Source organism: Campylobacter peloridis LMG 23910, from assembly GCF_000816785.1.
GTDB classification, from domain to species: Bacteria; Campylobacterota; Campylobacteria; order Campylobacterales; family Campylobacteraceae; genus Campylobacter_D; species Campylobacter_D peloridis.
Map to the genome: position 1 here is coordinate 1,371,410 of NZ_CP007766.1, position 17,342 is coordinate 1,388,751.

The 17,342-nt window shown below is 26.2% G+C and carries 18 protein-coding genes; 9 read left to right on the top strand and 9 right to left on the bottom strand.

Features of this window, described 5'->3' with window-relative positions:
• Nucleotides 1-3: 3 nt before the first annotated feature.
• A complete protein-coding gene (locus tag CPEL_RS06705; RefSeq protein ID WP_044599159.1) occupies nucleotides 4-567 on the top strand; it encodes a DedA family protein in 564 nt (187 codons plus the stop codon).
• A complete protein-coding gene (locus CPEL_RS06710; protein WP_044599160.1) occupies nucleotides 564-1,823 on the top strand; it encodes a ComEC/Rec2 family competence protein in 1,260 nt (419 codons plus the stop codon). The genes CPEL_RS06705 and CPEL_RS06710 overlap by 4 nt, the downstream gene beginning before the upstream one ends.
• Here the strand turns inward: CPEL_RS06710 and CPEL_RS06715 are convergent.
• From CPEL_RS06715 to CPEL_RS06725, 3 genes are read right to left on the bottom strand one after another with little or no spacing between them, the layout of a single operon-like run.
• Complete coding sequence (locus tag CPEL_RS06715) at nucleotides 1,770-2,582, bottom strand: ribonuclease BN (RefSeq protein ID WP_044599161.1); 813 nt, start codon at nucleotides 2,580-2,582, stop codon at nucleotides 1,770-1,772. The two genes, CPEL_RS06710 and CPEL_RS06715, sit on opposite strands and share 54 nt — an antisense overlap.
• Nucleotides 2,582-3,964 carry a gycolate oxidase, subunit GlcD-related protein gene (locus tag CPEL_RS06720; protein WP_044599162.1) on the bottom strand — a complete coding sequence of 461 codons (1,383 nt, stop codon included), beginning with the start codon at nucleotides 3,962-3,964 and terminating at the stop codon, nucleotides 2,582-2,584. Before CPEL_RS06720 ends, CPEL_RS06715 begins: the two co-directional genes overlap by 1 nt.
• On the bottom strand, nucleotides 3,964-4,683 hold the full coding sequence (locus CPEL_RS06725; protein ID WP_375154877.1) for a plasminogen-binding N-terminal domain-containing protein: 720 nt from the start codon (nucleotides 4,681-4,683) through the stop codon (nucleotides 3,964-3,966). Before CPEL_RS06725 ends, CPEL_RS06720 begins: the two co-directional genes overlap by 1 nt.
• Nucleotides 4,684-4,801: 118 nt before the next feature.
• Between CPEL_RS06725 and CPEL_RS06730 the strand changes: the two genes are divergently transcribed.
• The 3 genes from CPEL_RS06730 to tpx are packed head-to-tail and all read left to right on the top strand — an operon-like array spanning nucleotide 4,802 to nucleotide 7,832.
• A complete protein-coding gene (locus tag CPEL_RS06730; protein WP_044599163.1) occupies nucleotides 4,802-5,959 on the top strand; it encodes a peptidoglycan DD-metalloendopeptidase family protein in 1,158 nt (385 codons plus the stop codon).
• Between the two features lies 1 nt (nucleotide 5,960).
• A complete protein-coding gene (gene mgtE / locus CPEL_RS06735) occupies nucleotides 5,961-7,304 on the top strand; it encodes a magnesium transporter (protein ID WP_044599164.1) in 1,344 nt (447 codons plus the stop codon).
• A gap of 9 nt (nucleotides 7,305-7,313) precedes the next feature.
• Nucleotides 7,314-7,832 carry a thiol peroxidase gene (tpx, locus tag CPEL_RS06740; protein ID WP_044599165.1) on the top strand — a complete coding sequence of 173 codons (519 nt, stop codon included), beginning with the start codon at nucleotides 7,314-7,316 and terminating at the stop codon, nucleotides 7,830-7,832.
• Here tpx and CPEL_RS06745 read toward each other — a convergent pair.
• From CPEL_RS06745 to waaF, 4 genes are all read right to left on the bottom strand, one after another.
• The gene (locus tag CPEL_RS06745) at nucleotides 7,829-9,217 is read right to left on the bottom strand and encodes a replicative DNA helicase (RefSeq protein WP_044599166.1); all 1,389 of its coding nucleotides are present in this window, start codon (nucleotides 9,215-9,217) and stop codon (nucleotides 7,829-7,831) included. The two genes, tpx and CPEL_RS06745, sit on opposite strands and share 4 nt — an antisense overlap.
• A 9-nt stretch (nucleotides 9,218-9,226) precedes the next feature.
• Nucleotides 9,227-10,129 (bottom strand): cysteine synthase A, encoded by a 903-nt coding sequence (gene cysK / locus CPEL_RS06750; RefSeq protein WP_044599167.1) that lies wholly within the window; start codon nucleotides 10,127-10,129, stop codon nucleotides 9,227-9,229.
• Nucleotides 10,130-10,230: 101 nt separating this feature from the next.
• Nucleotides 10,231-10,533: an HU family DNA-binding protein gene (locus CPEL_RS06755; RefSeq protein ID WP_044599168.1), complete on the bottom strand. Its 303-nt coding sequence runs from the start codon at nucleotides 10,531-10,533 to the stop codon at nucleotides 10,231-10,233.
• A gap of 88 nt (nucleotides 10,534-10,621) precedes the next feature.
• Nucleotides 10,622-11,542 carry a lipopolysaccharide heptosyltransferase II gene (waaF, locus tag CPEL_RS06760; protein ID WP_044599169.1) on the bottom strand — a complete coding sequence of 307 codons (921 nt, stop codon included), beginning with the start codon at nucleotides 11,540-11,542 and terminating at the stop codon, nucleotides 10,622-10,624.
• 50 nt (nucleotides 11,543-11,592) lie between these two features.
• On the opposite strand from waaF, the gene CPEL_RS06765 reads away from it, so the two are divergent.
• Complete coding sequence (locus tag CPEL_RS06765) at nucleotides 11,593-12,420, top strand: glycosyltransferase family 2 protein (RefSeq protein WP_044599170.1); 828 nt, start codon at nucleotides 11,593-11,595, stop codon at nucleotides 12,418-12,420.
• A complete protein-coding gene (locus CPEL_RS06770) occupies nucleotides 12,401-13,264 on the top strand; it encodes a glycosyltransferase (protein WP_044599171.1) in 864 nt (287 codons plus the stop codon). The genes CPEL_RS06765 and CPEL_RS06770 overlap by 20 nt, the downstream gene beginning before the upstream one ends.
• On the opposite strand, the gene CPEL_RS06775 is transcribed toward CPEL_RS06770, so the two are convergent.
• Nucleotides 13,261-14,379 carry a glycosyltransferase family 4 protein gene (locus CPEL_RS06775; RefSeq protein ID WP_044599172.1) on the bottom strand — a complete coding sequence of 373 codons (1,119 nt, stop codon included), beginning with the start codon at nucleotides 14,377-14,379 and terminating at the stop codon, nucleotides 13,261-13,263. The two genes, CPEL_RS06770 and CPEL_RS06775, sit on opposite strands and share 4 nt — an antisense overlap.
• A gap of 65 nt (nucleotides 14,380-14,444) precedes the next feature.
• Between CPEL_RS06775 and CPEL_RS06780 the strand changes: the two genes are divergently transcribed.
• Nucleotides 14,445-15,389: a glycosyltransferase family 2 protein gene (locus CPEL_RS06780; RefSeq protein ID WP_044599173.1), complete on the top strand. Its 945-nt coding sequence runs from the start codon at nucleotides 14,445-14,447 to the stop codon at nucleotides 15,387-15,389.
• A 35-nt stretch (nucleotides 15,390-15,424) separates the two neighbouring features.
• A complete protein-coding gene (locus tag CPEL_RS06785) occupies nucleotides 15,425-15,613 on the top strand; it encodes a hypothetical protein (RefSeq protein ID WP_044599174.1) in 189 nt (62 codons plus the stop codon).
• 515 nt (nucleotides 15,614-16,128) lie between these two features.
• Here CPEL_RS06785 and CPEL_RS06790 read toward each other — a convergent pair.
• Nucleotides 16,129-17,301 carry a glycosyltransferase family 2 protein gene (locus tag CPEL_RS06790; protein ID WP_044599175.1) on the bottom strand — a complete coding sequence of 391 codons (1,173 nt, stop codon included), beginning with the start codon at nucleotides 17,299-17,301 and terminating at the stop codon, nucleotides 16,129-16,131.
• Nucleotides 17,302-17,342 lie beyond the last annotated feature (41 nt).

A 17,342-nucleotide genomic window follows, 5' to 3' on the forward strand; every position in this document is an offset into this window, starting at 1 on the left:
TATATGCAAGAAATGATTGATAATCTTAGCACTTATGGTTATTTGATTTTATTTTTTTATTCTTTTGGTGGAGGAATGGTGGCTATACTTGCTGCAGGGGTTCTTTGTGCAAGTTCAACTAAGCTTGACTTACACTTGTGTATATTTTTAGCTTTTCTAGCTAATACCATAGGTTCAACCTTGCTTTTTATTTTAGGAAAATACTACAAAAAAGATATTATGCCTTATTTTAAAAACCATAGAAGAAAAATTGCACTTGCTATGATAAAAATCAAAAAATATGGCGACTTGCTTTTAATAGTGCAAAAATTTATTTATGGAGTAAAAACTATTATCCCTATAGCTGCAGGACTTTGTAAATTTAGCTTTGTAAGATTTTTTATCATTAATACTTTAGCAAGTTTAATTTGGGCTGTTGTTTTAGCTTATGCTGGTTTTATTTTTGGAAATACTTTAAAGGAAGCTTTTGAAGTATTTTCAAATTATCCTTATATCGCTCCTATTTTTATAATCACTTTAATTTTAATTATATGGTTATATTTATCACGCTTTTCTAGAAAAAAATGAAAATAAAATTCTCTATAAATTATGCTTATAGAGAATTTTTTATTTTATTATTATGTTTTTTTATAACTTTTTGCTTTAATCTTATTTATGAGTATAAAAAATATCAAAATTTTAAAATTACAAAACACCTATTTCTTAAAGAGAATATAATTTTATCAAGCCAAAATAAAACAACCAAAAAGGGCAAACATTATCAAATTTTAAAAGTAAAAAATAATAATTTTATTTTTTATACAGCAAATTATTCTGACTTAAAATTTAATAAAAACGATATTCTAAGTCTTAGAATTATCACAAAAAACATTAGTTTTAAAGATTATCTTAGTAAAAGTTTCTTTGTTCCAAGTTATGATTTTAATAAAAGCATAAATAATTTCAATGAAAATAAAATAAAGAATTATTTTTTAAGTCAACATACTAATGAAAAAATAAAAGAATTTTATGGGGCATTATTTTTTGCCCAAAGTGTATCAAAAGAACTTAGAAATGATGTAAATTTTTATGGTATAGCACACTTAATTGCAATAAGTGGTTATCACTTGGGATTATTATTTAGTTTTTGCTTTTTTATACTTAATCCTTTGTATGCTTTTTTTCAAAAACGATATTTTCCTTATAGAAGTTTAAAGCTTGATATTAGTATTTTTGCTTTTATGCTTTTAATTTCTTATATATTTATTATTGACTTTACCCCCTCATATACTAGAGCATTGTGTATGGCTTTATTTGGTTTTTATCTTTTTAGTAGAAACATTAAAATTTTAAGTTTTAAATTTTTATTTTTAAGTGTTGCATTTTGTATAAGTATTTTTCCAAAACTCCTTTTTAGTATAGGATTTTTATTTTCAATTTTAGGAGTTTTTTATATTTATTTATATCTTTATCATTTTAAAAAATATTTTTCTAATTACATACATATAATATTGCTTAATTTTTGGACTTTTTTAGCTATGATTATACCAGTATTGCATTTTTTTCCTTTGCTAAGTTTGCAGCAGTTTTTAGCTATACCGCTTAGTTTGATTTTTATTATTTTTTACCCTTTAGTTTTATTATTACATATTTTTTCTTATGGCAATTTGCTAGATACCTTTTTGTTAAATTTTTTTGCTATAAAATCATATAGTATTGATTTTACTATAAACAATATATATTTTATTTTATATCTGATTTTATCTTTTTTGGCTATTTTCAATAAATACTTAGCTCTTTTTGTAATTTCTCTTGGGCTTGTTCCCTTTATTTTCTTGATTTAAAATCAAATAAGCTTTTAAACCTAAAAGATAAATAATCCAAGATATATATATCCATAAAAAGAAAAACAAAATCACAGAAAAAGAGCCATAAACATTTAAGTAAGTTTTATTATATACAGCATAATAAACAAAAATCATCTTAGAAATATACCAAATCACAGAAGCGCCAAAAGAACTAAGCAAAAGTGCTCTTAAGTCTCCTTTTTTGCTGACTGAACTAGAATAAGATACAAAAAATAAAGCCCAAATAATCACATAAGGTAAAATTTCAAAAAAATTTAAGGCAATATTAAAATTATCTAAAGTTTTTTGTATAAAACCTGAAATATAAAAACTCACTCCAAGTCCCAATGGAGTTAAAGTTGCTAGCGTCCAATAAGAACTTATACTATGCCAAAGACTTTTAGAATCCTCTTGTAAAAGTTTATTAATCACATAATCATAACCTGAAAAAAATGCCAAAGATGTTATAGCCATAGCCAAAAGCCCAATCAATCCTAAATTTACACTATTTTTTAAAAATGTATTGATATACTGTATGATTATATCCTGCTGGGTTGGGATTAAAAAAGTAAAAATTAAATTTTTAATCTTTTCTTGATACATATCAAAACTTGGAATTTGAGTAAAAACCCAAAAACACAAAAACAAAAGAGGTATCAAAGATAAAATAGTATAAAAACTTAAAGCCGCAGCGTAATTTAAAATTTCTTTATCTCTTAAAACTAAGAGAATTTTAAAAATATTTTTAAAATTCATCAAAGTCCCATTTTAAAAGGATTTAATATATTATTTGGATCAAATGCCTTTTTGATATTTCTCATTAAGTTCATTTCAGCTTCACTAAAAGCAAGTTTCATAAAAGGAGCTTTTGAAATGCCTATACCATGCTCTCCACTTAAAGTTCCACCCAAAGAGATAGTTAGTTTAAACACCTCTTCTACAGCTTCATAACCTTTTTTTACCAATGCAGGATCGTTTTTATCACTCACCATTACATTAGTATGCACATTACCATCGCCAGTATGCCCAAAACAAGGAATTTTAAAGCCATATTTTTTAGAAATTGCTTCTATACCTTTTAAAAGTTCTGGTAGCTTTGATCTTGGCACGGTGATATCTTCATTAAGCTTTAAATTTCCATATATGCTAATGCTTTGAGAACAATTTCTTCTAGCAAACCAAATATCAGCTGCTTCTTGCTCATCTTTAGCGATTTTAAATTCCTTAACACCTGAATTTAAAAAACACTCATGTAAAATGTTTAAATCAGCATCTAAAGCTTCTTTAACATTGCCATCTACATCAGCAATCAAAATCGCACCCGCATCCTTAGGCAAACCTTTTTGGAATTTTTGTTCTATAGCTTGTATGCTTAATTGATCTAAAAACTCCATAGAAACAGGAGTCACACCTTTAGCTAAGGTTTTATAAACCGCATTCATTGCATCATCAATGCTACTAAAAATCCCCATGGCAGTTTTTTTAAATTTAGGCAAAGCAACTAATTTTAAGGTAATCTCACTAAGCACAGCTAAAGAACCCTCACTTGCTATTAAAATTCCTGCTAAATTATAACCTGCTACATCTTTAATGGTTTTTTTTCCTGCTCTAATAATCTCACCATTTGGCAAAACCGCTCTTAAAGCCATAACATAATCTTTTGTGATGCCATATTTTGCAGCCCTCATTCCTCCTGCATTTTCACTAACATTTCCTCCCAAAGAAGAATACTCCATACTAGCAGGATCAGGCGGATAAAATAAGCCATATTCTTTTACTTTTTTTTGCAAAGTCATATTTATCACGCCAGGTTGGACTATAGCAACTAAATTTTCAAGATCAATTTCTAAAATTTTATTCATATGCTTTTCAAAGCTTAAAACCACTCCACCATTAACCGCTAAACTTCCCCCAGTAAATCCACTTCCCGAACCTCTAGGAATAACTATGATTTTATTTTCATTGCAGTATTTTAAAATTTGAACAATATCATTTTCATCTCTTGGAAAAAGCACACCATCTGGCAAATAATGTTTTCTAGTAGCATCATAACTATAAGCTCTTTGATGGATAGGATCAAAGTGAGCATTTTGTGCCCCTAAAAGTTCTTGAAAGAATTTTTGATGGATTTTTTGCATTAGTTTTCTTCTCTAGTTAAATTGATAAGTTTTTCATAGTATACATAATAATTTCCAATAGCTTCATCGTTCAAGCTAAAGATATCGCTTTTATAACCTGTGATTCTTGAGTAAAATGGAATTTGTAAACTTTGAGCTTGAGGGATTTCAAATTCTTCAATTTTACCAAAATCTTGACAATCTACTACTTCAGCTTTTTTCTCTAAAGCAACAACTAACAAACCAACAGCATTTTGAGAACAAAATGATCTAAAATCTGATCTTTTGGGAGTTTGGCGGTATTCTTGTATCATATGTGCACCAAATAAATCAGGATGTAAAAAATACAAACCACTCATTTTTTGTGCTATAAAATCATAAACTTTTTTATCAGGAGCAATGATTAAAGCTCTATCATACAAATAGTTTAAAACTACCTTATCGCCAACTTGTGGCAATACATTTGGCAATGGCATAGCATCTTGAGCAAGCATATCAAAAACTTTAAATTGCAATTTGATAAAACCATTTTCACGACCTATAACGCTAGCTCTTGCGATGATTGATTTTTGAGTGTCAATATCATGCACTACTATGCCACTAGAATGTAATAAAATTTTAGGATCATCTTTTATATAGCCATAAATATCATCTACTTTTTCAAGCTTTGTTTGAATTAAATCAAAATTTTTAGCCTGTAAAAACGCCAAAAAACAGCAAAATATGAAAAATACTCTTATCAATGTTTACTCCTTAAAATATATAAAAATTAAATTATATTGTTTTTTCCTTACAAAATTGTAAGAAAAATTAAGTAAAATACAAATTTATATTTCAAAGAAGGCTTAATAAACTAACATGAAAAAAATTATAATATCTTTACTTATTAGTATAAAACTTTTTGCTATATCAAGCGTTGAAGAGCTTTCATGGGAAAATGGAAAAACTCTACTTGATTTTTTACAAGATCATTCTATCCCTCTTAATTTATATTACAATCTTGATACAGAAGATAAAGAATTAAGCGCAGAGATTGTAAGTGGCATAAAATATCAGATGTTAAAAGATGATCAAGGAGAACTTGAGCAAGTTTTAATCCCAATAAGTGATGATTTGCAAATTCATATTTTCAAAAATATGGATAATAAATTTGTTTTAAATTTTACTCCTATATCATATATAAAAGAAAAAAGAACTATACGCGTAAGTATTAATAACTCTGCTTATCAAGATGTCTACGATGAAAGCGGGAGTGTTACTTTAGCAAGAGCTATGGTAAGAGCATTTAAAAATAGTGTAAATTTTAAAAATGTGAAAAAAGGAGATAGTGTAGTATTAATTTATGAGCAAAAAAGAAGACTGGGAAAGCTTTTTGGTGATATAAATATTAATGCAGCACTAGCTAATATAAGAGGTAAAGAATATTCTGTATTTTTGTATAAAGATTCTTACTATAATGCACAAGGAAAGGAACTTGAAAATTTCTTTTTAACAAAACCCGTAAAATATACAAGAATTTCAGATCGCTTCACTAGAGCAAGATATCATCCTATTTTAAAACGATATAGAGCACACTTAGGCATTGACTATGCTGCACCTACTGGAACACCCGTTAAAAGTGCTGGAGATGGAATCATTAGTTTTGTAGGCAATAAAGGCGGTTATGGTAAAGTAGTTCAAGTTAAACATGTCTCAGGTTATATGACTTTATACGCTCATCTTAGTCGTTTTGCAAAAATCAAGCGTGGCCAAAAAGTTAAACAAGGGCAAGTAATTGCCTATGTAGGTTCAACCGGAATGAGCACAGGGCCACATTTGCATTTTGGACTTTATCTAAACAATAAAGCAATTAACCCTGAAACTATAGTAAAAATTCCAAAATCAAGCTTAAGTGGAAAAAACAAAGAAGAATTTTTAAAAATAGCTAAAGATTACCAAGAACGCTTAAAGAATGTAGGAGAAGATTTTAAAAATCCATCTAAAGAACAAAATGTAGAAAATTACATGGAGCTTTAAAATGCCTAATGATTTTTTAAAAGCACAAGAACTTTTAAAAAACATTTCTAGTAGTCAAAATTATTATGATATCAATGAGGCATTAAAAACCATCAAAAGATACAATGAAGAACTTTTTTTACAAACTATTAAAACTTTTGATGTTACAACCTTAGCTAATGTAGCTATAATCACTTCTGAATATATATTAGAAGATATTTTAGAACACCTAAGCATAATTAAAATTGCCAAAGCCGTAGAAGAACTAGAAAGTGATGATGCAACTGACTTAATCAAGCGTTTTGAAGAATTAAATCCACAAAAAACCCTAGCTATTTTAAACCGCTTAAGTTCAGAAGATAAAGAAGAAATCTTACGCCTTAAAAATTATGATGAAAATACAGCTGGTGCATATATGCAAACTGAATTTTTCACTGCTTTTATCAATGAAAGTATAGAAAAAGCGATTAAAAGATATAGGATTTTAAAACATTCTGGACAAGTAGATCAAATTTTTCAAGTATATATTGTAGATGAAAAGGGCAAGCTTTGTAATTCTATCAATTTAAGTGATCTTTTACTATGGGATTTTAAGCTTAGTTTTGCAGATATTATAAAAAATAATCATGAAAAATACAAAAGTTACTATGTAAAAGATTATGATGATATACAAAAAGCCATTAATATGGTTGAAGATTATGATTTAAGTGTTTTGGCTGTTATAAATGATGATGGAATACTTTTAGGAAGAATTACTTATGATGATATCCATGATCTTATTCAAGAAAATGCAACTGAGCAAATTTATAACTTAGCCGGAGTAGATGCTGATGTTGAAGAAGAAAGTGCTTTTAAAGCAGCTAAAGCTAGAGCTTTTTGGTTATTAATCAATCTTACTACTTCACTAATTTCAGCTAATATCATAAGTCTTTTTTCAGGAGAAATAGAACAACTTGTTGCATTAGCTATTTTAATGCCTATAGTAGCTTCTATGGGCGGCAATACAGGTTCGCAAGCTTTAGCTGTAACCGTGCGTAAATTATCTTTAAATGAAGTTGATTTTAAAGATGCTAAAAAAGTTATTTTAAGAGAGAGTGGAATTTCTTTATTAAATGGATTTACATTTGCTATTATAATGAGTATAATAGCTTTTATATGGTTTAAAACAGCTATGCTAGGAGTTGTTATAGCTTTATCCATGCTAATTAACTTAGCTTTAGCTGGTTTTGTGGGTTCTTTTGTGCCCTTAACTTTAAAAAAATTTAAGATAGACCCTGCAGTTGGTTCAAGTGTAGTTATCACTGCAATCACTGATGGGCTTGGTTTTTTTAGCTTTTTGCTCTTAGCAAAAATGATATTACTATAAGGAGAAAAAGTGATAAATATAAAATATAAAGAAAAAGATATTCCTTTATTAGGTGATGAACTAGAAGTAGGTGATGAAGCCCCAAGACTTACTTTAAAAACAAAGAATTTAGCTCCTGTTGAAATCGCACCTCCTGGAAAAACACAAATTTTATTATCTATGCCAAGTTTAGACACCCCTGTTTGTTCTAAACAGGCAAAAGAAACAAATAAAAGACTTGCTTCTATGAAAAATATAGAAGTTATCATTATAAGCATGGATTTACCTTTTGCGGCTGATAGATTTTGTGCAACCGAAGGAATTAGTAATATCATAGTAGCAAGTGATTTTGCTTTTAAAGAATTTGGTTTAAAATATGGAACACTAATTGGAGAGAGTATTTTTGCAGGACTTTTAGCAAGGGCTGCATTTGTAGTAAAAGATGGAAAAATAGTCTATAAACAATTTGTTGAAGAATTAATGGGTAAAATAGACTTTAAAGACTTAGAACTTTTTATGCATAAAACCTATGGTTACCCTTTAAATTAGGTTTCAAAGTTGGTAACCACAAATTCTTCTTCTTTAGGTGCTTCAATAAAACAAGATTTTTCTTTTAAAAATAACAAATCCACATGTCCTACTGGTCCGTTTCTATTTTTACCTATAATAAGCTCAGCTTTCTCTTGAACAGGATTTGGCATAAATTTTCTTTCATAAGTTTTTCCTTCATTTTTTGCTTTGTTTTCCCGCTCTTTTTCCTCTTGCTCTCTATAAACCTCATCTCTATAAACAAATAAAATTGTATCTGCATCTTGCTCTATAGCTCCACTCTCTCTTAAATCACTAAGCATAGGGCGTTTATTAGCTCTGCTTTCTAGTGAGCGATTAAGCTGAGAAAGAGCTACAACTGGCATATTTAATTCTCTTGCTAAAAGTTTTAAACCTCTTGAAATTTCACTAACTTGCAAATGCCTATCACTAAATGTAGAATTACTCATCATAAGACCTATATAATCAACCACACAAAGTTCTATACTTTCATCTTGAGCTTTGATTTTTCTTAAAATTGAGCGAATATCAGCTATACTTGCATAACCACTATCATAAATATATAAATTTTTTTGCGCATACTCATTACAAGCATCACCCACCCTACTCCATTCATCATCATTTAAGTCTGCTATGAGTATTTTTTGCAAAGGTATAGAAGTTTTTGCACTAATCAATCTTTGCATGATTTGTGTTGCTGGCATTTCTAAAGAAAACATCACAACGCCTTTGTTTTGTCTTAAAGTTTTTTCAATAAAATTTAAACAAATTGTAGTTTTTCCCATGCCAGGTCTTGCAGCCACAATAACAAGATCACCTGGCTTAAAACCTTTTGTCATTTTATTAAGCTCACTAAAACCTGTATCAAGTCCTAAAATATCTTTATTTTCAGATTCTTTCAATTTTTTAAATTCCTCCATTAATTCAGACATAACCATGGTTACATCTTTAATACTATTACTATTTATACGATTAGTAAGATTAAAAATTTCCTTACCTATTTCATCAGAAATTTGTGAAATGCTTTTATCTTCATTAACCCTTGTTGGTATGGTATAGGCAAAATTTAAAAGTTGGCGTCTTATGGATTTTTCTTTTAATTCTTGAGCATATTTACTAACATCTGCGATAGAAGTAGTAGCCAAAACTTCATTTAAAATTTGCTCATCAATTTTTTTATGTTTTTTAATAAAACTAGCACTTATTGGCTCACCAGCATTTACACAAGCTAAAATAGCTTTATATATATCTTGATGCGCCTTAAGTGAAAAATCGTTTATCTCAATATCCGAAGAAATACTAAAAAAAGAATCCTCACTATAAATACAAGAACTTAAAATTGCTCTTTCTAAATCTAAATCAAAATGCTCATTATTTTGAATCATTAATCACTCCTATAAATTTAAAAACAAATCAGTTGATAAATATCTTTCTGCTGTATCATTTAGCATTGTTAAAACTTTTTTATTAGGATTTGCTTTTGCAATTTGTGCTCCAACATATACATTTGCTCCACTTGAAATCCCTGCCATTACCCCAATTTTTCCAAGATCTAAGGCTGTATTTATAGCATCATCATTACTTACACAAATTATTTCATCTATGATTTTTTGATTTAAAATTTTAGGGATAAAATTTGCCCCTATGCCTTGAATTTTATGACTTGATGCTATATTTTGACTCAAAAGTGGAGAAGATGCTGGCTCTATGGCAATAATTTGAATTTGAGGATTTTTTTCTTTTAATACCTCTGCTACCCCACTAATTGTTCCACCTGTTCCAAAACCTGCAACAAAGATATCAACATCTGGTAAAGTATTTAAAATTTCTAAAGCTGTATTTTTCTTATGTGCATTTTTATTGTTTATATTTTCAAACTGACTTACCATAAAAGAATTTGGAATTTGTTTTAAAAGCTCATTAGCTCTATCAAGTGCTCCTTGCATACCTTTACTTGGTTGAGTAAGTTCTAAATTTGCACCAAAAAAACTCATCATCTTTCTACGCTCTATACTCATAGATTCAGGCATAACTATAACTAATTTTAATTTTAAACTCGCACAAATCATCGCTAAGGCTATACCGGTATTCCCACTAGTTGCTTCTATGATAGTAGTTTCTTGATTGATATCGCCATTATCTAGTGCTTGTTTTATCATCTCTATAGCTGCTCTATCTTTTATAGAATGACTTGGATTGAAATATTCACATTTGCCATAAAGATTAGAAGCAAATTCTTTTAAGGAAATAATTGGGGTATTACCTATACAATCTAAAATGCTATTGTAAATTTGCATATCATTCCTTTTAATATTTTTGAAACAATATCAAAAGAAAATTAATGTTTTATAATGAAGAATTTACGCAAAAGTTTTTAGCTTTTGCGTAAATTAAAGAATTATTTTTTAGCTTTTTTAGCAGCTTTTGCAGCAGCAACTGCATCTTTAAGATTTTTACCTGCTTTAAATTTAGCAACTTTAGTAGCAGGGATTTTGATTTTAGCACCAGTGCTTGGAACTCTAGCTTCTCTAGCAGCTCTTTCAGCTACAGAAAAAGTACCAAAACCTATAAAACTAATGCTATCACCTTTTGCTAAAACATCAGTAATAGTAGCAATCACTGCATCAGTAGCTGCAGTTGCGTCTTTTTTAGTTAGCCCTGAAGTTTGAGCAACTTGAGTAATAAATTCTGCTTTAGTCATAAAAAGCTCCTTGTTAAAATAATGATTTTTAAAGTTTAACACATTTATCAAGCTTTTGCAAGGGTTTTTATAATGTAAAAATAAAATTTTATATTTTTTGCAATTCTTTTGCTAAATTTATCACCATAGCAGGTTTTAAATCTTTCATGCATTTATGATGTTTTAAAGGACAAATTTTTTGCATACAAGGCATACAAGCTAAATTTAAATGCGCTATTGTAGCATTTTCTTGCCAAGGTGATGTTTGGCTGAATTTAGTCGAGCCAAAAATAGCTATGGTTTTTACCCCATAAACTGCACCTATATGCATAGGCCCGCTATCATTTGTGATGAGTAAATCAAGCATAGATATATTTTTACAAAGAGTAAAAATGCTGGTTTTTCCGCATAAATTTTTAGCTTTTATACCATCTTTTAATAATAAATTTTCTATGCTATCGCAAATTTCTCTCTCACTTTTTACTCCAAAGATTAAAATTTTATGAGTTGAGCTAAATTCTTTTGCTACCCTTGCAAAATAACTTGCTTCCCATCTTTTTGCACTTCCAAAATGTGCGCCTGGGTTTATACCTAAAATTTTTTGAGTTGATTTTGCTTTAATAGGGAGTTTTAAAGCATTTGAAGTGGCTTTAAAATTTAAGGCTTTTTCTATGAAATTTAAGTATTTTAAGACTTGATGTTCTTCTTTTAAAGTGTTTTTGTCAAAATAAAATCTTTTTTTGGCTTTGATTAAATTTAAGATAATCTTACTTGAAAATGCCGAGCGAAACGAAAAAGCTAAATCAAATTCACCAAGGCTTTTTCTAGCTTGCAAAATTTGCTTGTATCTTTGTTTTTTATTTTCCACTAAAACTTGGGCGTTTTCAAAGCGTTTAAAAAGCTCTGTGCTTACAAAAGAACCATAAAACATAAATTTAGCTTCGGGGTATTTTTCTTTTATAGCATAAATAGCCGCACTAGCCATAACGCTATCTCCAAGCCAAGTAGGAAGGTTGATAAAAATATTCATGATTTTCCTTAAAAAAGATATAATTTTAACATAAATTTCAAAGAGTTAAAATGAGTAAAATTTCAATAATACTTCCAACATATAATGTAGAAAAATACATAGCAAGAGCATTAAATAGCTGTATAAATCAAAGCTTTAAAGATATAGAAATAATTGTAGTAGATGATTTTGGAAGTGATAAAAGTATAAATATAGCAAAAGAATATGCTAAAAAAGATAAAAGAATTAAAATAATACATAATGAAAAAAATCTAGGAACTTTTGCAAGTAGAAATATAGGAGTATTAAATTCAAATTCAGAATTTATAATGTTTTTAGATCCTGATGATTATTTAGAATTAAATGCGTGTGAGTTGGCTATAAATACAATGCTTGAAAACAAAGTGGATATGATAATTTTTGATGCTTATGTTCATAGAGTAAAATTTAAAAAATTTTATAGATTTAAAAATGATGAGTGTTTTAAAAAAAATGAATTTTTGGAATTTTTGCTTAATCAAAAGCATTTTTGCTGGAGTGTTTGGGCTAAGCTTTATAAAAAAGAAATTTTGCTTGAAATTTTTGAATTTTTCAATATAAAAGAAAAGCTTTGTTATGGAGAAGATGTGCTTTTTAATTATGTAAATTTTGTTTTTTGTGAGAATTTTTTTGTTTCAAAAAAGTGCTTTTATCATTATGAATTTAATGAATTTGGAAGATATGAAAATAAAAATAAAGAAATTTTATGGCAAAATTATATGGATAAAAAAAGAAGTTTTGAGCTTATAAAGCAAATTTCAAATAATTTTCAATGTGAAGAATTTAATGAAAAAATATTTGAAAATTTAGAACAAGAGATTGATGCTTTAAGGAGTAGAAATGAAACAAGAAATCAGTAGTTTTTGGTATACACCTAAAGGATATAAAGGTATAGGTTTAATGGAGCTTTTATCTATAAAATCTTTTATAGATAATGGATATAAATTTATACTTTATACTTATAATTTAGATGATAAAATTTTTAATAAATTAAATGAAATTTTTGATGATTTTGAATTAAAAGATGCAAATGAAATAATACCTTTTGAAAATTATTTTAGTGATGATAGAAGTGCTGGAGTAGCTGCATTTAGTGACTATTTTAGATTTAATATGTTGTATAAGCGGGGGGGGGTATGGGTTGATCTTGATATGATATGTTTAAATAATATAAATTTAGAACAAGATTATATATTTTCTCAAGAAATAGATAATGATGAAAATAAATCAAGAATCACAACTTCTTTTTTAAAATTTCCAAAAGAAAGTGAATTTGGTAAAAATTTAATAATACAAGCTAAAAACATAATAAATAATCAAAAATTAATTAAGTGGGGAATAATTGGACCATGGTTTTTAGCAGAACAAGTAAAAAAATATAATTTAGAAAATTATTCTTGGGATTATAAAAAAACTTGTCAAATTCCTTGGCCAAAAGCAAAAGATTTTATAAAAAATAATGCTATCTATGATGATAAACAACCATTTTTACATTTATTTTCAGAAATGTGGAATACTTATAATATAAATAAAAATTATTTTTATAAAAAAGGAATTTATGGACAATTACTAAAAAAACACAATATGCAAGATTTGATAAAAGAATTAGATTATAAATTTACTTTTAAAGATAGATATTATTTTATTTTTAAAGTAAAATACTATATAAGACATCCTAAAAGAATTTTCAAAAACAATATTTAATTAAGTATATTTTCCCATTTTTTCATTATAACTTCTTTGCTAAATTTTGATTTGACTATATTTTTAGCATTTTCTCCATAAGTTTTTCTTAGATTTTCATCATTCATTAAAATGCAAAGTTTATTTGCAAATTCATTTAAGTTATTATCTTCTATCAAAAAACCACTTTTTTCATTTTCTATTATATCGCTAGGTCCAGTATCTATATCAAAAGCTATGCTTGGCAGTCCATAACTAGCACTTTCTATTAATACCATAGGAAATCCTTCATAATAACTACACATTGCATAAATGCTAGCATTTAAATATTCTTTTTCTATTTCTTTTGTAAAAGGTTTTAATATTATATTTTTTAAATTTTTATTCTTTATTTTTTGTTCTATATTTATTTTATTTTCACCTTCTCCAACTATAGTTAAAGTCCAATTTTTATATTTTTCATTTTTTTGAATTATTTCCCAAATATCAATTAATCTTAAAAAGCCTTTTTCATCATTTTGCGTGAATCTTCCTATACTTAATATGTTTTTTTGTTCATAATTTGTATTTTTATCTGAAATAAAATGTAAAAAATTTGGTATGACATGAATATTTTTATGATATTTTTCCCATTCTTTAATTTGTTTATTGGATAAAACAGTTAAGGTATCGAAATATTTCAACTTTCTTAATAAATCTTTGGAATAATATATAAAATTACCATGCATAATTTGAATAGATTTAGAATTTTTAATAGTTGATTTATTAAGTAAAAAATAATTATTATTAATCACTATATCATATTTTAAAATAAGTTTTTTTATCTTTCTATTTTGAAATATGTTTTTTATCATTTCACAAAAACATTTATATTTAAATATGAATTTAAATAATGTATATAATAGAATATTTTTTTTATATTTTCTATACATATCTTTGTTTATGTAATGGAAGTATTTATTATTTAAAAAATACACATTGATTTCTTCATCAAGATCAAAAAATAATTCATTTTTTCTATAAACGCTAAGTATATCAACTTGATACATTTTTGATAAGCAATTTGCTAAATTGCTTACAACCCTAGAAACACCTCCTTTTAAGGTTATATCTATATCTATAATTAGAATTTTCACATTTATCTCCAAGAGTTAAAAATATAATATAATTATATTACAAATTACTTTTGAAAAGGTTTATTGTGTCAAAAATTTCTATCATACTACCAACCTATAATGTAGAAAAGTATATTGCCAGAGCATTAGAAAGTTGTATAAATCAAAGTTTTAAAGATATAGAAATCATTATAGTAGATGATTGTGGAAGCGATAAAAGTATAGAGATAGCTAAAGAATATGCCAGCAATGATAAAAGAATTAGTATATTACATAATAAAGAAAATTTAGGATTACTAAAAGCAAGATATGAAGGTGTTAAAGTAGCAACTTCCCCCTATATCATGTTTTTAGATCCTGATGATTATTTGGAATTAAATGCTTGTGAACAATGTGCAACATTGTTAAACAATGAATTAGATTTTATATGGTTTAATTTTATATATGATACTTGTGATGGCATTAAAAAAGATATTTTTTTGGAAGATAATCTTTTTTCTATAAATAATTATTGCAAATATATTTTAAATAAAAAAAATACTTGTCATTGGAATCTTTGTTCAAAAATAATTAAAGTAGATATATATAAAAAAGCATTTATATATACAGAAAATCTAAATATAAGATTAACTATGGCAGAAGATGCATTAATATATTTTTTTATAATTTTAAATTGTAAAAAAATAGCTACCAGTTCACTACATATATATCATTATTACCAAAATTACGAAAGCTCTACCAATACCAACGATATAATAAAAATTCAAAAGAATTTAGATGATGAAAAGGAAGTTATTAATTTTTTATCCTCATATTTAAAATACAATAAACATATAAGTAAAAATATACTCATATTTTTAAAAACTATAATTATTCAATTAAAAATAAATAGATTAAATAGAAAAATAAAATATGATAGATTAAAGTATTGTTATGTTGTATATAAATATAAAAAAATAATTAATAAACAAATTCTACAAAAATATTATAAGTTTGTTAATTTTTTAGTTTTAAAGAATATACAAAAATAATCCTTTAATTTCCATTACTACACCGATATATAATTATGGGATTAGAATTTATAAAAAGACCTAAACTTAGAAACTTTTTTGAAGATGATAAAGAACAAGATATAATCTCTTTTACCTCAACTCATACCTCTAATAAAAATACAAAAATAATTAATAAAGAAACTATAAAATTAAATTTTATACAAATTCAAAAAGATACACAAAAACAAATATATAAAATATAAATAATTTATTAGTTTAAGAATTACCAAATTATATAACACATTTTTTAAATTATGATGATTATTTTTTAGATAATTGCATAAAACTTTATATAAAACAGATAATAGAAAAAGATTTAGATATTTATGTTTATAATTTTGAAAAATTTCTAAAAAAGCAATGAATAATACTTTCTGTTTTAATAAAACATTTCTTGCAAACAAAAGCATTGAAATTCTTATAAAAATAAATATATAATTTTGCTTTTACTTGGATCATAGTAGTTTTTAAAACAATTATGCTAAATAAATGTAATCTTCGCTTTACATATAGAATATATCATAAAGAACTAATTTCAAAACTATATTACTTTGCTTAACTAAGAAAGTTTTTTTATATCAATGCAGCTAAAAAGAGAAACTTTATGTATTTTTTGATAATAAAAACTAAAAAACTTCCTTTAAAAAATATACAACAATCTATAAAAAACCTAAAAATACTAAACCACATTATACATTAGACATTTAAAGAAATAATCTTATTTTTTAATAAAATTTGGTAATAGTCTGAATATTTTATATTGGATTTTTGATATCTTATAGGGCTTTAATTTTTTAAGTTTCTCTTTAACATATAAAGGATCTTTGCTAAATTTTTCAACCTTAAATGCATTTTTGATATAAAAATATAAGATAGCATTTTTTAACAATGAAGAAATTTCTTTATCATGATAATTTTCTATAAATCGCACTAATTCTAAACTAGTTTGCACCCAACTAGCACATTTAAAATACTCTTTTGCCAAAGTTGCATTTTCTTCAAATGCAATAAATATATCTTTAAAATATGGAAGTATATTATCTTTAGTAATTTTTTTATCTTGATTTGTCAAAGAATTTGCTCGAATTCTATAATAATAAAATACTTTAGGATAAACATAAATACTCTTAGCTTGTGAAAAAAGCAAAATTCCAAATAAATGATCTTCAGCAAAAATATAGTCTCTAAATTTCATTTTTTTGTCTTTCATATAATCAAAATTAATCATACCACTCCAAGCAAAAGCAAAATCTTTTATTTTATTTTTCCTTAGAAACTTAAGCCACTCTATAGGATTTATTCTGCATTCTTTTTTTATATCAATATCTTTTAAACGACTATGATACTTAAAATAACTTTCTTCCATATCATGATATTCAATACTATCAAACCACACCACATCTACCCCATCCATTCTAGAAACACATTCTTCTATGCAGTTTAATTCCCAATAATCATCAGAATCTAAAAAGATAATATAATCTATACCAGGATAAGTAAAGCTAGTTAAATCTTGTTCATCATTAAAAGCTTTATAACTTTTATATATAGTGTATATTTCATAAGGATTATTACCTTCTATATTAAATTCTATTAAAGAATTTTCTTTTATAGCTTGAGTTTTATTTTTGAGTTTATATTCTCCACTAAAATATTCTATACCTACATTTCTAGCTGTACTTAACCCTCCATTTTTTTTATCAAAAAGAGTGATTCTTTTATCTTTTAGGGTGTATTCTTTTGCGATATTGAGTGAGTTTTCATCAGTGCTGCCATCATTTACTAGTATGATTTCTAAGTTAGTATAGCTTTGATTAATTACACTATCTAAACATTCTTTTAAATATTTTTCTACATTGTATATGGGGATTACTACGCCTACTTTTTTCATAAATACATAACCTTAATTATTTTTGATATTATATCAAAAAA

Bases quoted from the DNA above. Each gene is read 5' to 3' on its own strand.
- CPEL_RS06705 (WP_044599159.1), top strand. From the start codon at position 4: ATGCAAGAAATGATTGATAATCTTAGCACTTATGGTTATTTGATTTTA.
- waaF (WP_044599169.1), bottom strand. From the start codon at position 11,542: ATGAATATTTTTATCAACCTTCCTACTTGGCTTGGAGATAGCGTTATG.
- CPEL_RS06770 (WP_044599171.1), top strand. From the start codon at position 12,401: ATGAAACAAGAAATCAGTAGTTTTTGGTATACACCTAAAGGATATAAA.
- CPEL_RS06765 (WP_044599170.1), top strand. From the start codon at position 11,593: ATGAGTAAAATTTCAATAATACTTCCAACATATAATGTAGAAAAATAC.
- CPEL_RS06720 (WP_044599162.1), bottom strand. From the start codon at position 3,964: ATGCAAAAAATCCATCAAAAATTCTTTCAAGAACTTTTAGGGGCACAA.
- CPEL_RS06755 (WP_044599168.1), bottom strand. From the start codon at position 10,533: ATGACTAAAGCAGAATTTATTACTCAAGTTGCTCAAACTTCAGGGCTA.
- mgtE (WP_044599164.1), top strand. From the start codon at position 5,961: ATGCCTAATGATTTTTTAAAAGCACAAGAACTTTTAAAAAACATTTCT.
- cysK (WP_044599167.1), bottom strand. From the start codon at position 10,129: ATGCAAATTTACAATAGCATTTTAGATTGTATAGGTAATACCCCAATT.
- CPEL_RS06730 (WP_044599163.1), top strand. From the start codon at position 4,802: ATGAAAAAAATTATAATATCTTTACTTATTAGTATAAAACTTTTTGCT.
- CPEL_RS06715 (WP_044599161.1), bottom strand. From the start codon at position 2,582: ATGAATTTTAAAAATATTTTTAAAATTCTCTTAGTTTTAAGAGATAAA.
- CPEL_RS06710 (WP_044599160.1), top strand. From the start codon at position 564: ATGAAAATAAAATTCTCTATAAATTATGCTTATAGAGAATTTTTTATT.
- CPEL_RS06745 (WP_044599166.1), bottom strand. From the start codon at position 9,217: ATGATTCAAAATAATGAGCATTTTGATTTAGATTTAGAAAGAGCAATT.
- CPEL_RS06785 (WP_044599174.1), top strand. From the start codon at position 15,425: ATGGGATTAGAATTTATAAAAAGACCTAAACTTAGAAACTTTTTTGAA.
- CPEL_RS06790 (WP_044599175.1), bottom strand. From the start codon at position 17,301: ATGAAAAAAGTAGGCGTAGTAATCCCCATATACAATGTAGAAAAATAT.